Source organism: Synergistaceae bacterium DZ-S4 (assembly GCA_025943965.1).
Taxonomy (GTDB): domain Bacteria; phylum Synergistota; class Synergistia; order Synergistales; family Synergistaceae; genus Caenicola; species Caenicola nitritireducens.
Genome location: JAPCWD010000005.1, coordinates 12,274 through 31,528, shown reverse-complemented (window position 1 = coordinate 31,528; position 19,255 = coordinate 12,274). Strand labels below are relative to the sequence as shown.

The following is a 19,255-nucleotide window of genomic DNA, read 5'->3' as shown; positions in this document are numbered from 1 at the left end:
TTTTTAGCATCGCTAAATATGTTTTTTTGAACAAATATCCCGCCACGGGCACACCGGACACCTTTCAGGCCTTGCCTCAAAAAAATCCAAGAGCGCTGATACTGCGGCCCTATGTACATCGCGGCCTGTTTCTGAGATCATTTCGGGGGACATTTCCGCCCTTATTCTTTCCCTTTCCGGACTTCTGAGATAATTTATGCCTATTCTTATCGTTTTCTCAGGAAGTCCCTTTTCCCTCCTGTAGACATGCATCGCGTAGGCGTAGAACCTAAGCTGCTCCTCGTAGTACGCGGCAGGGGCATCCTCCTCTGATGTTGTCTTCCAGTCCCTGAGGTCGATATGCTCCCCCTCCTCCCAGAAGATATCAGTCGACCCGACCATCAGAAGGTCCCCGTCATTTACTCTGAAGGGCGTCTCCCTCGAAAGCTTTCCATGATATTTTCCCGAGGCTAGCAGAGAAAGAAGCCTTCCTTCGTCACTCATGGCATACCCGAGCAGCATCCTCCTTATCTCATTCCTTGAAGCTGCCGACCTGAATTCCCCCCTCACCCCGTAAGGCACTTTTTTCAGCGCGCTTTCTGCGTGTTTCTTCTCTTCCGGCAGCCATTCATCCAAGGTCCCGGGAGAGAAGTCCCATTTGGAGAGCACCCAGTGGGCAAGGCTTCCAAACTCCGACCCTCCGGAACCTTCCCCGGGCCTTGCCATCCACTGCATCGTCCTTCCCTGTCTGTAGGCGATCCTATAGGCCGCCGGACACCAGGAAAACATTGCGTAGGCAGAGGCCGACAGCCTGGCAAGCTTCGCGGGCGACACTGCTTTGGGACAGAGCATGAAAGGCTCTGCCTTGTTTTTATCCCTTCTCTTTTGTGTGACAATGGAAGATAGGGGCCAGTCCCCTGAGCACAATGTCCATTGACTGGCTGCATCCTGTGAAGCGGCGATCATACCGAGGAAACTATCTTTCGCAGGAGGAATTTCCTCTCCGTCCGTGCTGTCAGTTTTTGTAAGTCCGCATACGATAAGCTTGTCCCTTGCCCTTGTAGAAGCCACATACCAGAAACGCTCATTCTCTTCCCGCAGTGCCCCGGTCTCATTTTCGTCATGCCACAGTCCGGCAACGGTCAGCTCGATTTTGTTCGCGGCATTACGAAGGAAATCAGGGATCTGTTTTGCAACAATGCCATATCTGACAGAGGCATCTATGGAAGAAGTACCTTTAGGCACCTCTTCGGCCCCGCCGAGGGCAACGAAGGGATACTCCAGCCCCTTGGCTGAATGTATTGTGAGCACATTCACGGCGTCATGACCTTCGTCTGTGATCTCGGGTTCCTCCTGCTGCTTTGATTCTTTTACAGAAAAACGCATATATTCGGCACATCCCGTCAGGGAACGTCCCTGCGAAGCCTCGTATTCAGAGGCTATCTCGGCCATATATGAAATGTTGGCCCTTACGCGGTATCTCTGCTCCGGTTCGTATGAGGTCAGAAATTCCGGCGAACACAGCAGATCCCTTATCATGGCTGAAACACCGCGAAGTTCGGCTTTTAACTTCAGGTCCTCCAGATAAGATGTGATCCCGGGATGTTCATTCCTTATTATTTCATAAAGAGCAAGAGTATCTTCGCCGCTTCCCGGCCTGCGTGATCCGGAAAGAAGTCGTTCTGCAAGGCCCGGAGACATCCCGCTCAATGGGGAAGCGATCCAGCCGGCAAGGTATGACGGATCCTTCGGTTCAGCCAAAAGTGATATTAAATTTACCAGATCCGCGATCTCACCCCGTGTAAAGTAATCCCTGCGTGTACAGAGAACGTATGGTATGTTTTCAGACTCGAATGCGTCTTCAATTGCCTCATAAAGGGTCCTTTTCGGGACAAGAAGGGCGAAATCGCTCCACTTGACTGTCCTGAAATTGTCTCCGCGAGCCCTGTTCTTGTCCCATATCAATTTTCCTGATCCGTGGATTTCTTTTATCCTGCAGGCCAGTTCCCTGTAGAGCCTTACCCTTGCATCATATATTTTCTCTCTTTTGACATACTTTTTCTTCTCCTCATCAAAGCTTCTTTTTTGCTTTGAGATCAGAACCTCAAATTCAGGTTCGATCGGGTGTGAGATCCTCTCCTCCCACCATTTTTCGGACGAGGGAGAGGCCAGCGGCTCATATTCCATCGGTGAACCCTTTTCGATCCCTTCTGCCCAAACCGAACCAAATACAGAGTTGATCCCCCCGACAAGCTTGTCCGTCGTCCTGAAGCTTTTGTCGAGCGTTATGTATCTGCAGCAGTCTCCTTGAGGCTGCCTTGAGGCATTGATATATCCCCGGAAAATTTTCAGGTCGGCATGCCGGAAACGGTAAATAGACTGCTTAATGTCTCCCACGATGAAAAGGGTGTTGACATCCCCTTTCCAAATTCCTTTGATCAGCAAGTCCTGCAGTGTGTCCGTGTCCTGGAACTCGTCCACCAGAATGTGCTTGAATTTATTTCCGTATTCGGGGTTTTTCCTTAAGACTTCGCCTGCATATTTTATGAGGTCATTGTTTGTCAGATACCCCTCCTTTTGTCTTCTGGACTCCCAGCATTGCCATCCCAATGCGCCTGTGCGGCAGAGAAGCCTTGTGAGGATGACTTCACTTTCAGAAGGAGGCATGGCCATCGCCGCTCCCCTTTTGTACTCCTCCCGCCATTTCGTCAAAGGGACACCCAGAACATCTTCGATAGATGCTTTTATTGAGGACGACCGCAGGTTGGATAATCCCTCATCAAGAAGTACCTGTGCAAACCTGATGCAGGTTTCCCTGTCAGGCCCGGCCCCGCAATACTCAAGCTCTATCTCACTAAGCCTTGTCAGTGTCTTGCCCGGTTTTTGCCTAAGCTCGTTCCTTATGGCCGGGAATACTCGCTCCTGCCATGTATCCCATATATCTGCAAATATATCCTGTTTGCTTCCGACATCCCAAAGAAGTTCTTCGGGCGATTGCTCCCACAGATCATCGGGGGTCCTGCCGAAGCTGCCCAGTTTCTCAGAGGCGCTCCTTGATATTTCTGCCAGTTTTTCCGGACCGTAGTAATTCACAAAATCTTTAAAATATTTTTCATTGAAAAGTTCCGCCGCTCTCTCTGCCCATTTTTCGGGAACTGCCTTCGTGATCCTGCCAATAGAGAGCGTGCTTATCATATCTGAAAATGTCTTCCACCAAAGCTCTTCCTCCGGTTTTGAAACTATCGATGCACCTGGGTCGATGTTCAGGACAAGGCCGGACTCCCTTATGATCTTCATGGCAAAAGAGTGGATCGTTGAAATGTATGCGTCATCTATCCTCTGTATGCTTTTTGAAAGATGCGGGAGCTCCTTTGCTGATTTGGTGTGCCAATCCACCAGGGTTTCTTTTATCCTGCAATGCATCTCCCTTGCCGCTTTTTCGGTGAATGTCAGGACCAGTATCTGATCGACCCTGCATTCGCTGTCCATGGCCAGCAGCCATGCAAAACGCTGCGAAAGGGTTTGGGTCTTTCCCGTGCCCGCACCTGCGCTGACCACCGTAAGCGGAGTCAGGCTGGTGACCGCCTCCAGCTGCTCTGGGAGCCCTTCAAGGTTTCCGAACATTGTGGAAAGAGGATCCGTTGTATCAGGAATCATCCCCATACCCCCCGACATCTCCATTCTCAGGATCTTCCCTGTATCCTTCCCTTTTCCTGCATATGACATATAATTCACAGGACCTGCACATCAGGGAATCATACTTTGCCGGGAAAATATCTTTATTTATTGAATCTGCCATTCCCTTCATCGTACTCTCAGCAAGGTCGATAAGATCCTCAATTTTTTTTCTTGGCTTGGTTGAGCGGTAAGCATCGCTCATTGCATCGAATGTGAAATAACCATAGAATGATGCGTCACCGTGTCCTATCCAGCCATAACCCAGGGGCTTCGCTCCCGATGTTTTGCTGATTATCAGAGAGTAGGCTGCCAGCTGAAGTTCATTCGCGTGGTCATTTGACCTGTTGGACTTGTAGTCGATAACGACAAAACCATCGTCGTAAAAATCCACCCTGTCTGCGCGTCCTCTAAATATCACTCCATCCACAGAGTATTCCGGGAGTTTGTATTCAAGCTCGGTTCTTCTGCGTTTTTTTATCACATCAGATGATTCAGTCCTGTCAAGAAGTTCCGCTACGGAACCTATCTGCTTGATAAGTCTGTCTGCATGCCTCTCCAGCCTTGGGTCCCCCAGCAGTTCCGGATAATAGTCAGAGGATGCCTTCTTCCACTCATTTCTTGAAAGCAGGCTGAAACTTCTTGGCGATGAAAGGTATTCCCTCCAGGAACGCTCCCACACGGCATGCATAAGTAAGCCTGCCCTGAGCGGATCAAAAAGCTTCCTGTTGTGATCCTTAAGTTTTATGTTGTTCCTGCACCAGTATCTGTACGGACATTCCTTCCACTCGTCGATATTACTCAACGAAACAGTAAGAATGCCGGAGGATGCCCCTTCTCCGCTCCTTGGAAATACTCCCCTGTCTTTTTTTTCAGCGGAAAGGGGGATCTCTGCCCCGCAGAACCATAATGTTCCGTCAGACGGCATGGCATCAGAGGGTTTATATTCAATGCTTCTGTCAGGCTGCTGAGTTTTCGCCTTCTCGTGAGCGGGGATAAGCGGGACCATAAACTGCGAAGCACCAAGGGGACGTCCGCTGTTATCCGTTAGTGAGCGTGACAAGACTGTCCCTTCAAGTGAAGTTGCTATAAGCCTCCTGAAGAGCGCCTCCTTCTGCTCCCTTTCCTCGTGGAGTTCGGGAATATGCGAATGTCCGCCTTCTCCGCCGTCATCGGCTGGAATATTATTATTGAACCTGTTTTTGCTTTCGTTATCAAAAAGGGGTGATTCTCTAAGCTTTCCGGGCCATGTATTGTAGTCCACGTCCGTCATTATCCAGTACCTGTGAGTCGTGAGAACGGGAGGAATTCCGGCATATACCGTAACGGAACGGCTTTGCGGCAGCCGTATCGGAAGAGTGGCGCTCCTTCCCCAGTCATAAATGTAGCTGACTGCATCCTCTCTTTTCATCTGCACCCTCGAAGCAGGTCCTATGTCCTTGCTTATGTCTTCAAGTATTTCTATTTTTTTCTCCAGCTCTTTGACAGAGGAAGAAACGTCCTTCAAAATTTCGTCCAGGCTAGGCGTATCCTCAACAAGAGTTCCCAATACGTTCAGAAGGTCGAGACTGTTGATAAAATCAAGCCATAATTTAAGTATCCGAGGGGGGGTCCCTCCCTCGCAAAAATCGGTGCACAGCTTTTCCAGACTTATAAAAAGATCCAGAGGCTTCCCTTTCAGGAGAGCCTTCCAGGACCGGCTGCCCTCAGGAAAAGCAGACAGAGCCGACGATAATTCAAAGCCGGGAGATCTCAGAAGGGGGCTTGAAAGCAGGAATGCCGTCTTTTCGCTCTCCCAGCCGGAAATGAAGGCATTCCAGATCATTTTAGGCAGTTCACCCATCAATGTATCAGCAACGGTTCCTCTTACCTGAACATTAAAGGGTATCTTATACCTCTGAAGAGAATTTTCTATCAGGGAGAGGTGCTGCGCGGTCACCATTATTCCAATGTCGCCGTAATCAGCCATCTTACCAAGACGGCAAAAACCTCCCTTATCGTGTGCCCAGAGTGCTGTCTCCCTGGCTATCGCGTCAAACTGGAGCTGATGATCGGGAGCTTTCAGCTCGAGCAGATCTGACTTCCAGTGAGCCCTATCTTTGAATTCCAGTCCGACCTGCAGGATCGAGTCATGCAGAGAGTCAAGACCTGTTTCGGGCAGTAAATATTCAGTTTCAGCAATTTCCTGTAGTTTTTTTACAAGCTTTAACTGTCCGCCGGTGAAGGTAAGGAAGCCGACGAGTATAAAGGTAAGACCTGAAAGGGCCCCCGCAGACGCTTCACTGCACAGACACTCTCTTATCAGGGCAGGCGTCTGTGCGCTGTCGGCAATTCTGTTTTGATCAAGATATTCAAGATAGTCGGAGTAGAGCCTTAAAAGTATGTATCCCGGAGATGTTTCCGGCGGTCCCTCTTCATTAAAGAGCCTCTCCCTCAGGTCAACGGGGGTTATGTCTTCTCTCAGCAGCTCCTTGATATTATTTCCCAGGACCTCGGAAAATCCGCTGTGAAAGACTCCTTCGGGCATATCTGTTCTGCGGTCTTTCTCTTCTCCCAGATACCTGTTGAGGAGGTATGAGATTATCAGGTCATGGTCAGGCGGGTCTATCACACGTTTGGGCCTGTCATGGGCTATCCCTGAGACCTCCTTGTAAAGGTCGCTCCATGTCCAGATGACCGGCCTTGCCCCGAAGAATGATCCCTTCCCGGAAATGAGGGCAAGCAGGCTGTCCCTGTCAAGCCCGGATGGGACGATAAAGACAGCCTTGCTGCCAAGCTTTCTGTAAAGCTCGGCAAGTCTCTCCTGCTTTTCGGTTATGTTGTAATATGTCTCAACTGTCGGCATTTCTTCTCACATAGCCCAGATACCCGTCTGCGCTCTGGCGAAGGAAAAAAGCCTCCCTCTCCCTGTCCTTTTCGGGAAGCCTGTCAATATGCGAAAGTGCCGGATCGTTCCTCAGCAGGGCTTCAACGCCCTCTTCGGTGCCTGCTTCTTCCGGAAGGGCCGAGATGATGTCCTTCCAGAAGGCCATCTGAGCCGACGCCATTTCAAGGAGCCCCTTAGGATCCCTGCTGCAGCCCGAATGAGGATAACAGATCAGATCCACATCACCGAGATCGATCAGCTTTTGCAGCGAGGCCATCGCTGTTTCATAATAGAATTTGTGGGGAGTCGCCGGCCTCATGAATATCGACCCGTCGTCAAGCTCAAAATAGCATCCCGCGGCCTCCCCCGGGAAGAGTATCCTTGTTCCGTCAAGGTCGTAGAGGTAGGAGCTGTGGTGCGGCGCATGGCCCGGTGTATCGATGATCGTAAGGCCTTCAAGCTCCAGGTCCGGATCTGCAAGGGCATCTTCGGGAAGAGGAAGAGGCATCCCGTAGACATCGCACAGGTCGCCCAGGTTCTCCCTGCTCGCTTGGACCAGTCTCGCCGGATCGATGAGGTGCGTGCGTCCCTTGAGCGGGGCGATGATCTTCGTGCCCGGGAACAGTTCGTGAAACTGTCCCGCTCCCCCGGAATGGTCAAGGTGTACGTGCGTATAGAGCAGGTAGTCCGGCTCACCGGCTCCGATCATCTTCAGGTCTTCGGCAAGTCGGGGGACCGAGGCCGCAGGCCCTGTCTCCATAAGTATCGATCTTCCCCTGCTTTTGTCGTTGATGTGCCAGCCGATTATAAAGGATTCAAACCCGCCCCTCGGGACAGGAAGGACTATCTGGGTAAGTCCTTTGATTATCTCTTTTGTGTTCAATTAGATCTCCCCTTCTTTAAACATTAAGCTGAGCAATTGCTCAGCGCGGCATCTTCACGCCGCCTTGCCCCTCCGCATCATCCAGCGCCGTCAGCACCTCGTCCAGCAGTGACTGGAAGGTTTCACAGTGACGGTCCCTCGGATATTCGAGCGGTATGGGTATCGAGGCCTCTATCATCCCGTTTTTCAGTACAAGCACGCGGGTACCCATACGAAGGGCCTCTCCCACGTCATGCGTCACCATGAGGAAGGTCTTTCCGCCCTGCAGATATATCCTCACGAGTTCCCTCTGAAGTGCCCTTCTCGTGAAGTAGTCCAGAGCGCCAAGAGGTTCATCCATCAGCACTATCTCAGGGTCACAGGAGAGCGCCCTTCCGAGCGCCACCCTCTGGGCCATCCCTCCCGACAGCTGGTGGGGCATGGCGTTTTCATACCCTTCGAGTCCGAGCATCTTCAGTATTTCCAGTGCCTTTTGGTGCATCTCTTTCGATCTTCCGCCCGGCAGGAAGGGGAAAAGTATGTTGTTCTCGACCGAGAGCCAGGGCATGAGCCTGGGTTCCTGAAAGACCATCCCTACAGGGAGCGGGGACTCCGGGCCGCAGATCCTTCCCTTGAAGGTTATCTCGCCCGCCGTCTCGCACTCAAGCCCTGCAAGTATCCTGAGGAGCGTCGTCTTGCCGGAGCCGCTCCTCCCCACTATGACCAGGAAGCCTCCCTCTTTTATCTCCAGGTCGATCCCGTTCAGCGCGTCGACCTCCATATCCTCAAGAATATATCTTTTTTTCAGGTTTTGGATCTTCAGCCAGCTCAAGCTTCAATGCCCCTTTTCAGATAACGCCTGATCCCCCACAGGAAGCCATAGTCAAGAAAGGCCCCAAGAGCTCCTATCACGAATATCCCCATAAGGACGACATCAGAGCGGGAAAGCTGCTCGGCATCGAGTATCATGTAGCCCAGCCCCGACGACGCGGCCACCAGCTCCGCAGCGACGAGCGAGCGCCAGCTGTAGCCCAGCCCCAGCCTCAGGCCGGTAAGGACCGAGGGGATGGCGGAGGGAAGAATGACGTATCTGAACCTGTACCATTTGCTGTAGCCGAAGACAGCTGCTACCTCTGTCAGTTTCGGGTCGCAGCCCCTTATGCCCTGAAGGGCGTTCATGTAGACGGGGAAAAATGTGGCAAGCACTATCAATATTATCTTTGGCGCCTCCCCTATCCCGAACCACAGGATCAGGAGGGGGATCGTAGACATGGGGGGGATATGCCTGAAGAACTCGAGGGTGGGGTCCAGCTGCACAAGGACACGAGGAAACCACGAACAGAGAAGCGCGAACGAAAGCGCCATCGCCGCCGAGAGGCCGAAGCCCCTGATTATCCTGTCAAGGCTCGCCCAGACGTGCTTCTGCAGCTCTCCGTCCCCGATCGAAAGTATGAAGGAATCCAGCACACTTTCGGGAGAGGGAAGGAGGAAAGCGTTCCACCAGCCGGCGTTCGAACCCGCCCACCAAAGCAACAGCAACACTGCCGGCACTATCAGACCGCTTCTCGTCAGACTATCTTTCTCGATCTTCATCTGCTCACGCTCCCGCTATATTGTACATTTTTTTAGCTGATAAGCACAGTAAATAGGCCCTCTTTATGTTAATCTATTAGGGGCTGCGGCATGAAGATGCTGCGGGGAATCTGCAGCCTACAGGCTGCGGAGAATTCGCGACGTTTGTCGCTGGAGAATTTGCTCGCTTCGCATCCATGAGGAGCGGCTGAGCAATGTCCTGAGCGGTAGCTGAGCAATTGTAAAGTGTTGACGACCCTATAAAACAACAGTTTGACTACTGTTTGACAACGTTTGACAATTGCTTGACCGTATTTACGACTTTGCTCAGCAATGTTTTAAAAGGGGGTGATCATAATTGGGAAAGGTGACATGGAAGCCCGGCACTATGCTCTATCCGCTGCCTCCGGTGATGGTCTCGTGCGGGACGATGGAAAGGCCGAACGTCATCACTGTCGCATGGACAGGGATAGTCAACTCAGACCCTGCGATGACATACATATCCGTAAGGCCGGAGCGTTATTCCCACGGGCTGATAACTGAGACGTCGGAGTTTGTGATAAATCTCACAACTGAGCCGCTGATATGGACGGCTGACTACTGCGGAGTAAAATCTGGCAGGGACATCGACAAATTTTCGCTTCCTGCAATAACAGCAGCTGCAGCTTCTAAAGTTAGCGCCCCAATGATAGAAGAGAGCCCGGTCAGCATTGAGTGCAGGGTCGACAGGGTGATCAGGCTGGGAACTCACGACATGTTCCTCTCGAAGATCGTCGCTGTCAACGTTGACGAAGGTCTTCTCGACAGCAGGGGAAGGCTGCACCTGGAAAGAGCGAGCCTTGTAGCCACGAGCCACGGCAAATACTTTGCCCTTGGAAAAGAGGTAGGAAGCTTTGGCTTCTCGGTAAAAAAGAAGAAGAAAGGCAGATAAGAAGACTGAGGCCCTTGCCAAATACCTGGGCCTTTTGACTATTACATTTAGGGGGAATATCAATGCTGGTTTGCGCAATATGCGGCAAGGCGCTCAAAGAGTGTTGCGACCTCTTTCATGAGGCCGTCACCCCGGACGGCGACACGGTAGTCGTCTGCAACGACTGTGCTATAGAGAACGACCTGGAGTTCGAGCCTGAACTTAAGGAAGGTTAGTCGCCGGAAGGATCCGGATGGCCTGTACCGGCTTCGCGTACCCTGGACCGAATGGTTTCTCCGTCACTGCGGAGTTTTGGACTTTTCGGCTCAGGGTACCTATGCCTACCGCGAAAATTCTTCGAACTCCATCGCCCTGTACTGCTCAGCGGGCTTTCCTGGCACGACTATGGCATGAGCCGGACAGAAAGCCACGCACCTCTGGCAGGACTCGCAGATGTTTTTGTTTATGAAGGGAAACTCCCCTGATCCGTCTATGGCACCTACAGGACAGTTCTCTGCGCATCTCATGCATTTGATGCATTTTTCTTTATCGACCGTTATCGGAAACATCCTGTAAAAGAAGCGAAGCGATCTCCCGCTCGAAATCAGCTTATACCACATTGATGGGATGACGGGGATACCGCGGCCCCAGGCCGCGCTGCCCTTCTCAAGCCTGTCCGCGAACGCCCTTGCCTTCTCCTTCGCGGCCGAGACCAGCTGACTGTTCTTCTCGACTGGTATGACTCCGTTGTTGTAGTTGCCGGGCATGATGAAGAGTTCGGACCCAATGGGCTTGTAACCCTTGTCGCGCACCAGCTTCCTGAACTTACCTTCCGCGCCCAGTGCAGATCCTCCCATCGTGGCGGTCATGAATATCTTTTTTCTCCTGCCCTCGGGAAGGGATGCTATGAATTTCAGCACTAATGGATATGAAGAGAAAAAGGCGATGGGAAAGGCAAGACCTATCACACTCTCCCCGGACATTCTGAAGGAATTGTTCCTGCCTATCATGTGGTAATTGACCTCGTGCCCCTTCTCTCTGAGCCTTTCGCCGACTTCCCTGGCAACAAGAAGAGTATTCCCTGTCCCCGAAAAAACAAAATATTCTATTTTCATCTCTGATTTCCCTCCCGTTTCTGATCGATAATTATGAAGAAATATTGCTGGGATATTATTATTGACAATAGCTCGGATATAATATTAACAGCATCACGGCTTTGCGGAAAGTCACATGATCCCTATCCGGACTGCACAGGAAAAAATAGTTGAAAGGCGAGTAATGTGATGGATTACAAAAATATGTTTGACTTCAGTGCGAAAAAAGTTCTGATAACAGGCGGGACAGGAACGCTTGGATCAGAGTTCGCATACGCTTTTGCCTCATGCGGGGCAGACGTTGTCATTTCAGGAAGGGATGAGATCAAGGCCGCAGAAGTTTTAAAAAAATGCTGCCGACATAAGGCCGTTTACGATTTCGTGAAGTGTGACCTCTCGGATATCACTTCCATAGTGGGTATGGTCAGCGATGCTCGCATGATACTCGGAGGACTTGACATCCTCTGCAACCATGCTGGTTTTTCAATACGCAGGCCGGCGCTTGAATGCACAGAGAACGACTGGGAACGGCTTATGGAGATAGACCTCAAGGCACCCTTTTTCACAGCATGCGAAGCAGCGAGATCAATGAAGGCATCAGGTGGCGGAATGATAATAAATACTGCGTCCGTATCATCGGCAAGAGGGCACAAGGAGCTTTCGATATACGCCGCTGCGAAGGGAGGAATAAGCCAAATGACAAAGGCCCTCGCACACGAATGGGCACCTTTCGGAATAAGAGTCAACGCTGTTGCTCCAGGCTACATCCCAACTACCCAAACTGCCGACATACTGGATGACAAAGTGAAAAAAAACGAACTGCTCTCAAAGATCCCGCTTGGCCGCTTCGGAAAACCGGAGGAGATCGCGGCGGTGGTGCTTTTCCTCGCTTCAACGGGAAGTTCATACATTACTGGACAGACATTATTTGTCGAAGGCGGCAGGATGATAGACTGACAGATTAAGAAGAAGCGCCTCTGCCTTGCAGACGGCAAAAGCGCTCCCTCAGGCCTTCCGTAACAGTGGATCTCTTATCTTAAACCAGTCTCACGATCATGGCGACGCCCTGACCTCCGCCTATGCAGGCACTGGCCATCCCAACGCTCTTTCCCTGCTGTCTCAGGGCGTAGAGGAGAGTCGTCAGTATCTTGGCCCCGCTTGCCCCTATCGGGTGACCCAGCGCTATAGCCCCGCCATGGACATTGAGGCGATCCATGTCAAAGGGCATCTTCCTGTGACATGCTATCACCTGGGCGGCAAACGCCTCGTTTATCTCGATCAGTTCCATGTCGTCCATTGTCATTCCGGCCTTTTTGAGCGCAATGTCCATCGCCTTGACCGGAGCTATCGGGAAGTGCTCGGCATCGACCGCCGCAGCAGAATAACTCAGGATCTCCGCGATGGGTTTCAGCCCCTCCGCCTTCGCCCATTCATCACCGGCGACCATCACGGCACTTCCGGCGTCGCAGAGCGCTGAACTGGACCCGGCCGTTATCGTTCCGTCCTTTTTAAAGATCACGGGCAGTTTTGACAGCGACTCTATCGAAGTATCCTTCCTTGGTATCTCGTCCGTGTCAAGGACGATCTCACCCTTTTTCCTGTCCTTTATGACCACCGGCACTATCTCTTCCTTAAAAAGCCCTTTTTCGATCGCGTCTACGGCCTTCATGTGGCTGTAGTATGCGAATTCATCCTGTTCCTGACGTGAGATCGAGAACTCAGGGATAACGACGTCCTCCGTTATCTCTCCCATCAGCCGCCCCGCCAGGGGACAGATGAAGCCGTCGGCGTGAAGGACATCTTCGGACTTTTTCTCACCCATCCTGAAACCCCATCTGGCATCCCTCAGGATGTACGGGGTATTGGTGGCGCTTTCCATCCCTCCGGCCAGGATAGTGCTGGCATCACCGAGCCTGATCCTGTCAGCCGCCAGCATTACGGTGCGAAGTCCCGAACCGCACCTGATGTTTACTGTAAACGCCGGTACCGACTGGTCTATTCCGGCTTTGAACATCGCGTTCCTTGCGGGGTTTGCCCCGACTCCGGCCTGCCATCCGTTGCCCATTATAACCTCCTCAACGGCGTCGGCTGAGGCCCCGGAACGCGTTAGGGCTTCTTTCAGCGCTGCCGCCCCGAGGTCTGTAGCTGAAAGTTTGGAGAACTGCCCTCCGAATTTTCCTCCCGCTGTCCTGCTTGCGCTAAGTATTACCGCTTTAGGCACTTTCTGCCACATCCATTCCCTTTATTGGAAGGAGCGGGTCCGCAACATCAAACTCGGCTTCGGTATGCTCCCTGATCTGTTCCAGCGTAACTTCCGGGGACATCTCTATCAGGGTCATTTTGCCGTCTTTTATAGTGAAGACTGCGAACTCGGTGACCACCATGCTTGCGACTCCGACAGCCGTCAGCGGCAGGCTGCACTTTTTCAGTATCTTGGCCCCGCCCTTTTTGGTCGTGTGAGTAGTAGCGATGTAGACCCTCTTCGCACCCACCACAAGGTCCATGGCTCCGCCCATTCCGGGAACGCTCTTTCCGGGCACGACCCAGTTGGCGATGTCTCCCGTCTGGCTCACTTCAAGCGTGCCGAGCACAGTTGCATCGACGTGCCCGCCCCTTATAAGGCCGAAACTCGTGTCACTGGCGAAAAAACTACCTCCCGGAAGCATCGAAATGATCCGCCCTCCGGCTCCTATGCATCTGAGGTCAGGTTCAGCAGGGGCCGGTCCTATGCCAATGGCTCCGTTCTCCGCCTGGAAGATTATGCGGACTCCCTCGGGAATATAATCGGAGACAAGCGTGGGTATTCCTATCCCAAGGTTCACTACCTGCCCTTCTGAGAATTCCAGCGCTATCCTTTTGGCTATCCTTTCCTTTATGATGCATTCATCAAGTTCTGGAAGCATAGTATGAACCTCCCTTCACAACTATCATGTCAACAAGGATGCCCTGTGTCACGATCACGTTCGGATCCAGCTCACCGACATCGACTACCGAGTCGACCTCTGCGATCACGATCTCCGCGGCAGTGGCCATGGCAGGGTTGAAGTTCTGGTTGGTCCCCTTGTAAATGAGGTTGCCCATCCTGTCGGCCTTATAAGCCCTGACCAGCGCGACATCAGCCCTGAGCGGCAGCTCGAGGATATACTTCCTTCCGTTTACTTCCAGGACCTGCTTGCCCTCTTCGACTATGGTCCCTACCCCTGTCGGCGTAAGGAATCCGCCAAGTCCGAAGCCACCGGCCCTGATGCGCTCAACAAAGGTTCCCTGCGGAGAAAGCTCAAGCTCCATCTTTCCTGAGTTGTAGTACTCACCCGTCTTTTTGTTCAGCCCTACGTGCGAGGCTATGACCTTTTTGATCCTTCCCGCCGCTACCAGCTTCCCGTGGCCTACGTTTTCATAGGCCGTGTCGTTGGCGATCATCGTCAGTTCGTCTGTTCCCGCTTCATACAGGGCGTCAACAAGCGTGTAAGGTATACCGCCGTAGTTGAACCCTCCGACCATGATGGTGTCGCCCTTTTTGACGCATTGCACCGCTTCATGTGCAGAGACGACCGGTTTGATAATTTTCTTGGTCATCATACGGTCCCTCCTTCAAGTGTATTTTTTTTCTTTCCGAAGCCCTTCTGTTTGGCAAATATGGCCACGACTATCGCCGCTCCTATGAGATTGGTGAGCATGGTCGGATAAACTATAAGGAAAGGTACAGCAAGTAACAGCAGCCTTTCTATTATGTTGATGTCATCAGCAAAATATCCCTGCACTGCAGCTGAGAGCCCAATTACTGCGATGAGTGCTGTCACGCTTGCAAAAACTATCTCAAAGACGCTTCCCTGCAGCAGAAGACCCGGATTGTAAATAAACATATAAGGCACAATAAATCCTGCAGCTGCCACCAGAAGAGCTGTAAAGCCAGTCTTCAGCGGTTCGGATTTGGCTATGCCCGCAGATGCGTATGTAGCCAGGGCGACGGGAGGAGTGACGTCCGCAAGGACACCGAAGTAGAGGCAGAAAAGGTGGGCCGAGAACATCGGAACTCCCATCTGAGCCAGAGCAGGCGCCGCCAGTGTTGAAGTTATGATATACTGCGCGGTCGTCGGTACTCCCATCCCGAGGATTATCGAACCGATCATCGTGAGGAAGAGGGCAAGCGGGAGTATTCCCTGAGACATGCTCAGGACAAAGGATGAGAACGCAAGCCCCAGTCCGGTGATCGCGATAACGCCGATCACTATGCCCGAGCAGGCGCATGCAGCTGCCACATCTACGGCACCCGTGCCGCCCGATATCATAGCGTCGATGATCCTCCTCGGGGTCATCCTGTGTTCCTTGTCCCCCATCCACGATGCAGCCACAAGCGAAACGATCGACCAGAAGACCGCCATTGTCGGAGAGTAGCCAAAAGCAAGGAATACAACAAGCAAAACTATCGGAAGGAGAAGGTGCCATCCCTGGCGAAGTACCTTCCTGACGTTTGGAAGCTGTTCATCAGTAAGCCTTGGCATGCGCTTCTTCCCGGCTCTGAAGTGGACCATTGCCCCTATCGAAATGAAGTAGAGAGTTGCCGGGATCGCCGCGCCGACTACGATCTCCCAGTAAGAGATGCCGAGGAACTGCGCCATTATGAAGGCTGCCGCTCCCATGACAGGAGGCATGACCTGTCCTCCCGTGGAGGCGGCTGCGACTATGGCTCCCGCAAATTCAGGAGAATAACCCGAATGCTTCATCAGCGGGATGGTAAACGCTCCGGTCGTGACCGCGTTTCCGCACGAACTTCCCGAGACCATGCCCATGAAGCCGCTGGCCGTTACCGCAGCCTTTCCCGGTCCGCCCTGGCTCTTACCCGCAAGTCCTACGGCAAGGTCGATAAAGAACTGGCCGGCCCCCGAGGTGCTGAGGAATGAACCGAAGAGGACGAAGAGGAAGATGAACGAAGCCGAGACTCCGAGAGGTACTCCGAATATCCCGTCCGTGCGCAGGTACATGAATGGGGCAAGCTCTTCAAAAGAGAAGCCCGCATGTGCCAGGATGCCGGGCATATAAGGCCCGAATACTCCGTAAGCAAGGGCAAGCGTCGCGACTATCGGAAGCGGCCATCCCAGGGATCTGCGCGCGCCCTCTATCACCAGCACTATCATTATTACGCCGAGGTAGATGTCAGACGGGATCGCCGAGCCCTCGCGGGCTGCTATCGCGTCGTAGTTAAGGAGTATGTTCGCGCATCCGACGATAATAAGTATCGCGGGTATCCAGTCAAAGATGCTTATCTTCAGCTTATTTCCTTTTTTCTGTGACGCGGGGTATATAAGGAAGAGAAGCGCACCCATGAACATCCAGTGCCACGCCCTCTGTGTCATTGCCGCAAAAAGCCCGAATGCCGCTGTGTAGAGGTGGAAGCAGGAAGCTGTTATTGCAATGCCTGCCACAAGGTAAAACTGCCAGCCGGATAGTCTCCGCTTTTTACTTTCATCAGGATCTTCAACTATCTCCGGAACGATGTCCAGCTTTTCGATATCATCTGCTTTACGCAGACCCTGATCACATTCCATATTACAAACCTCCCATAATGTCAGGCTTCTAACATCAACGGGGAGCAAATGCCCCCCGTTGAGATCCAACTATGTGTCGGGGCAACCTACTTAACTGTTATTCCCTGTTCCTTGAAATACTTGGCAGCTCCCGGGTGGAACGGGATGATCCCCACTGATGCCTTCTGGGGGACAAAGTTGGCCGCGTGCGGAGTGACTTTCATAAGTTCGTCTTTTTTGTCAATGAAAGTCTTAAGGCAGTCGTATGCTACCTTTTCTGTCATTTTGCCGTTTACTACGAGGAAGTTGGCGTCAGCCACAGTCTTGCAGGGCTGATCCTGTTTTGCGTAGATCCCCTTTTCGATCGTGTACTTCAGAAGGAACTGGTTCTTCTTGGTGACCTTGTCGATAACGTCGTCCGGAAGCGGTATCAAAACCACGTCACGTACGGCCGCTATCTCCATGATCGCCGAACCGGGCGCCGCGAAGTTGAAGAAAGCGGCATCGATGTTGCCGTCCTTGAGCGCAGTTACCGCTTCGGGCTGTGTCAGCTGCTGCTTGTTGATGTCCTTGTCGGGATCCCATCCGGCTGCCTCGAGTATCATCAGGGAGAGAAGCTGGTCTCCGCCGCCGGGAGCCCCCAGGGATATCTTCTTGCCCTTAAGGTCAGCAAAGGTCTTGATGCCTGTCTTGGTCGTAGTCACAAGGTGCTGCGGGGCGGCATACATGTTCATGAGGGTCAGGAGCGGGAGTTTTCCGTCCTGCTGAAAAGCCTCGGTCCCTGTGTAAGCCTGATAGAGGGTCGATCCCATCGTCATCCCTATCTGTGCCTTGTTTGAGGCAACAAGACGGCAGTTTTCCTTTGAAGCCGCAGTCGAGCGGGATGTAGCCTTGATGTTCAGTCCGCCCTTCGTCAGAAGTTCAGCCATTACTCCGCCGAGCGGGTAATATGTTCCCCCGACTCCGCCTGAACCGATGGTGATAAACGTCGTAGCGGAGGCGATACCTGCAAAAAGCATAACTGCGATGATACCAAGCGCGATAATGTTCCTCTTCTTCATAAAAAACATACCTCCTTAAATGATGTATTATTTCGCGTTGCTATGGATACCTGCCGTAAACGGCAGGGCAAAAAACTTTACAGCAGTTTCTTTGCCGCCGCATCCAGTCCGGCAGCCAGTTTTTCCAGCAGCTCGTTCACCTGTTCCTCGTTGATGATAAGAGGAGGCGCGACAAGGAAATTGTCTCCCAGAAGTCCGTCCACCTGACCAGAACCCGGATAAATGATCAGGCCCCTGTCCACGCACTCCTTCGTAGCGACATTTGCTGCCCCTGTTTTTTCAAAGGGTTGCCTGGTAGATTTGTCCTTCACCAGTTCAAATCCCCACATAAGCCCTTTGCCTCTGACATCGCCCACGATCGGGTTTTCTGCTGCGATCTTTCTCACTCCTGCTCCAAGTATCTCCCCCATCTTTGCAGCGTTTTCGACCAGACTGTGCTCCTTCATGTACTTAAAAACTGCGCATACAGCGGCAGCGCTTATCGGATTTCCGTTATAGGTGTGGCCATGCATGAATGTGCCGCTGCCGTTTTTGATCTCTTCAACAATACTGCTTCTTGCGATGATCCCGCCTGTCGGCACATATCCCGCGGCAAGCCCCTTGGCAGTAGCGATGATATCAGGCACTACATTCCAGTGATCGACCGCGAAGTTTTTCCCTGTCCGCCCGCATCCGGTCATTACTTCATCAGCGATCAGGATAACGTCATATCTGCTGCAGATCTCCCTTATCATCGGCCAGTATTCATCAGGCGGCGTTATCGCACCGACTGTTGACCCGACAAGAGGCTCTGCGATGAAGGACGAAACATACTGGGGACCTATTATTTTTATCATTTTTTCAAGATGTTTTGCACACATCACACCGCATGAGGGATATTCAGCTCCAAACTCACAGCGGTAACAATAAGAGGCAGCAATTTTGGGTGATTCCCTGAAGAGCGGTGAAAATACTCTTCGGCGAGCCATGGATCCGGCTATCGCCATAGTGCCGATGGTGCTCCCGTGGTAAGAATTCCAACGTCCGATCGTCAGATGTTTGCTCGTGGCAGGTCCGTCTCTTTCGACAAAGTACTGCCTGGCAAGCTTAACAGCTGATTCTATCGCTTCGCTTCCGCCGCTGACGAACCAGACCTGGTCCAGGTCACCCGGTGCTGTTTCTGCAACAGCAGATGCTGCTTCTTCCACTATCCGGCATTTCCAGCGTGAGGGGTGCGCGAATTCGATCTTCTCATACTGAGCCTTGACTGCATCAATGACGTCTTTGTTGCAGTGCCCGAGGTTTGAGATCAGGGCACCGCAGCAGCCGTCAAGATATTTTTTGCCCTCGGTATCATATATATAGATACCCTCTCCATGGTCCGCTTCAATGTAGTTTGCTTTGAAACTTCGGGGAAATGAGTGCTGTAACATCCTGTTTTCTACCTCCCGTCATAATTGAAGGAAATAAATCATAATGCTTATTAACAGGTGAGACGGTTCAATGAAGAGGTGCTTTGATTTAAAAAAATATATGCTTGAAATAGCTTTTAATCACTACAGTATTCACCTGTGACAACACATAAGCATATGAAGGATTTCCTTCAGTTTTTTATACCTTATATCATTTTTTTTGTCAACTCTTAATTGTTTTTATTTTTTTCTTAAATTGCATGAAATTGTATGGCAAGTATTTCTGAACCGGCTGTTTTTGTGATAAAGTTATGGTGCTT

The 19,255-nt window shown here is 51.9% G+C and carries 15 protein-coding genes; 3 read left to right on the top strand and 12 right to left on the bottom strand.

What is annotated here, in order from left to right:
- Nucleotides 1-12: 12 nt before the first annotated feature.
- From OLM33_04350 to OLM33_04330, 5 genes are read right to left on the bottom strand one after another with little or no spacing between them, the layout of a single operon-like run.
- The gene (locus OLM33_04350) at nt 13-3,636 is read right to left on the bottom strand and encodes a UvrD-helicase domain-containing protein (protein MCW1712906.1); all 3,624 of its coding nucleotides are present in this window, start codon (nt 3,634-3,636) and stop codon (nt 13-15) included.
- Entirely contained in the window at nt 3,626-6,499 is a 2,874-nt protein-coding gene (locus OLM33_04345) for a PD-(D/E)XK nuclease family protein (protein ID MCW1712905.1), read from the bottom strand. The genes OLM33_04350 and OLM33_04345 overlap by 11 nt, the downstream gene beginning before the upstream one ends.
- Complete coding sequence (locus tag OLM33_04340) at nt 6,486-7,403, bottom strand: MBL fold metallo-hydrolase (protein MCW1712904.1); 918 nt, start codon at nt 7,401-7,403, stop codon at nt 6,486-6,488. Before OLM33_04340 ends, OLM33_04345 begins: the two co-directional genes overlap by 14 nt.
- Nucleotides 7,404-7,443: 40 nt before the next feature.
- Nucleotides 7,444-8,214 (bottom strand): ABC transporter ATP-binding protein, encoded by a 771-nt coding sequence (locus tag OLM33_04335; GenBank protein MCW1712903.1) that lies wholly within the window; start codon nt 8,212-8,214, stop codon nt 7,444-7,446.
- On the bottom strand, nt 8,211-8,975 hold the full coding sequence (locus tag OLM33_04330) for an ABC transporter permease (protein ID MCW1712902.1): 765 nt from the start codon (nt 8,973-8,975) through the stop codon (nt 8,211-8,213). Before OLM33_04330 ends, OLM33_04335 begins: the two co-directional genes overlap by 4 nt.
- A 346-nt stretch (nt 8,976-9,321) precedes the next feature.
- On the opposite strand from OLM33_04330, the gene OLM33_04325 reads away from it, so the two are divergent.
- Entirely contained in the window at nt 9,322-9,885 is a 564-nt protein-coding gene (locus OLM33_04325; protein ID MCW1712901.1) for a flavin reductase family protein, read from the top strand.
- Between the two features lie 62 nt (nt 9,886-9,947).
- Entirely contained in the window at nt 9,948-10,100 is a 153-nt protein-coding gene (locus OLM33_04320; protein MCW1712900.1) for a hypothetical protein, read from the top strand.
- Nucleotides 10,101-10,205: 105 nt separating this feature from the next.
- Here OLM33_04320 and OLM33_04315 read toward each other — a convergent pair whose 3' ends face one another.
- Nucleotides 10,206-10,979 carry an EFR1 family ferrodoxin gene (locus OLM33_04315; protein ID MCW1712899.1) on the bottom strand — a complete coding sequence of 258 codons (774 nt, stop codon included), beginning with the start codon at nt 10,977-10,979 and terminating at the stop codon, nt 10,206-10,208.
- Nucleotides 10,980-11,147: 168 nt separating this feature from the next.
- Between OLM33_04315 and OLM33_04310 the strand changes: the two genes are divergently transcribed.
- Nucleotides 11,148-11,915 carry an SDR family oxidoreductase gene (locus OLM33_04310; GenBank protein ID MCW1712898.1) on the top strand — a complete coding sequence of 256 codons (768 nt, stop codon included), beginning with the start codon at nt 11,148-11,150 and terminating at the stop codon, nt 11,913-11,915.
- A 79-nt stretch (nt 11,916-11,994) separates the two neighbouring features.
- Here OLM33_04310 and OLM33_04305 read toward each other — a convergent pair whose 3' ends face one another.
- The 6 genes from OLM33_04305 to OLM33_04280 all read right to left on the bottom strand — a co-directional run bounded on the left by OLM33_04305 (nt 11,995) and on the right by OLM33_04280 (nt 18,956).
- Entirely contained in the window at nt 11,995-13,179 is a 1,185-nt protein-coding gene (locus OLM33_04305) for an acetyl-CoA C-acyltransferase (protein ID MCW1712897.1), read from the bottom strand.
- A complete protein-coding gene (locus tag OLM33_04300) occupies nt 13,172-13,861 on the bottom strand; it encodes a 3-oxoacid CoA-transferase subunit B (GenBank protein ID MCW1712896.1) in 690 nt (229 codons plus the stop codon). The genes OLM33_04305 and OLM33_04300 overlap by 8 nt, the downstream gene beginning before the upstream one ends.
- A complete protein-coding gene (locus tag OLM33_04295) occupies nt 13,845-14,534 on the bottom strand; it encodes a CoA transferase subunit A (protein ID MCW1712895.1) in 690 nt (229 codons plus the stop codon). The genes OLM33_04300 and OLM33_04295 overlap by 17 nt, the downstream gene beginning before the upstream one ends.
- On the bottom strand, nt 14,534-16,504 hold the full coding sequence (locus OLM33_04290; protein ID MCW1712894.1) for a TRAP transporter permease: 1,971 nt from the start codon (nt 16,502-16,504) through the stop codon (nt 14,534-14,536). The genes OLM33_04295 and OLM33_04290 overlap by 1 nt, the downstream gene beginning before the upstream one ends.
- 86 nt (nt 16,505-16,590) lie before the next feature.
- Nucleotides 16,591-17,544 (bottom strand): TAXI family TRAP transporter solute-binding subunit, encoded by a 954-nt coding sequence (locus tag OLM33_04285; protein ID MCW1712893.1) that lies wholly within the window; start codon nt 17,542-17,544, stop codon nt 16,591-16,593.
- 77 nt (nt 17,545-17,621) lie between these two features.
- Nucleotides 17,622-18,956, bottom strand: coding sequence for an aspartate aminotransferase family protein (locus tag OLM33_04280; GenBank protein ID MCW1712892.1), 1,335 nt, complete (start codon nt 18,954-18,956; stop codon nt 17,622-17,624).
- Nucleotides 18,957-19,255 lie beyond the last annotated feature (299 nt).

What these genes read in the sequence shown, in the direction of transcription:
- OLM33_04320 (MCW1712900.1), top strand. Translation starts at nt 9,948, where the DNA reads ATGCTGGTTTGCGCAATATGCGGCAAGGCGCTCAAAGAGTGTTGCGAC.
- OLM33_04350 (MCW1712906.1), bottom strand. Translation starts at nt 3,636, where the DNA reads ATGATTCCTGATACAACGGATCCTCTTTCCACAATGTTCGGAAACCTT.
- OLM33_04315 (MCW1712899.1), bottom strand. Translation starts at nt 10,979, where the DNA reads ATGAAAATAGAATATTTTGTTTTTTCGGGGACAGGGAATACTCTTCTT.
- OLM33_04310 (MCW1712898.1), top strand. Translation starts at nt 11,148, where the DNA reads ATGGATTACAAAAATATGTTTGACTTCAGTGCGAAAAAAGTTCTGATA.
- OLM33_04285 (MCW1712893.1), bottom strand. Translation starts at nt 17,544, where the DNA reads ATGAAGAAGAGGAACATTATCGCGCTTGGTATCATCGCAGTTATGCTT.
- OLM33_04345 (MCW1712905.1), bottom strand. Translation starts at nt 6,499, where the DNA reads ATGCCGACAGTTGAGACATATTACAACATAACCGAAAAGCAGGAGAGA.
- OLM33_04290 (MCW1712894.1), bottom strand. Translation starts at nt 16,504, where the DNA reads ATGGAATGTGATCAGGGTCTGCGTAAAGCAGATGATATCGAAAAGCTG.
- OLM33_04300 (MCW1712896.1), bottom strand. Translation starts at nt 13,861, where the DNA reads ATGCTTCCAGAACTTGATGAATGCATCATAAAGGAAAGGATAGCCAAA.
- OLM33_04295 (MCW1712895.1), bottom strand. Translation starts at nt 14,534, where the DNA reads ATGACCAAGAAAATTATCAAACCGGTCGTCTCTGCACATGAAGCGGTG.
- OLM33_04330 (MCW1712902.1), bottom strand. Translation starts at nt 8,975, where the DNA reads ATGAAGATCGAGAAAGATAGTCTGACGAGAAGCGGTCTGATAGTGCCG.
- OLM33_04280 (MCW1712892.1), bottom strand. Translation starts at nt 18,956, where the DNA reads ATGTTACAGCACTCATTTCCCCGAAGTTTCAAAGCAAACTACATTGAA.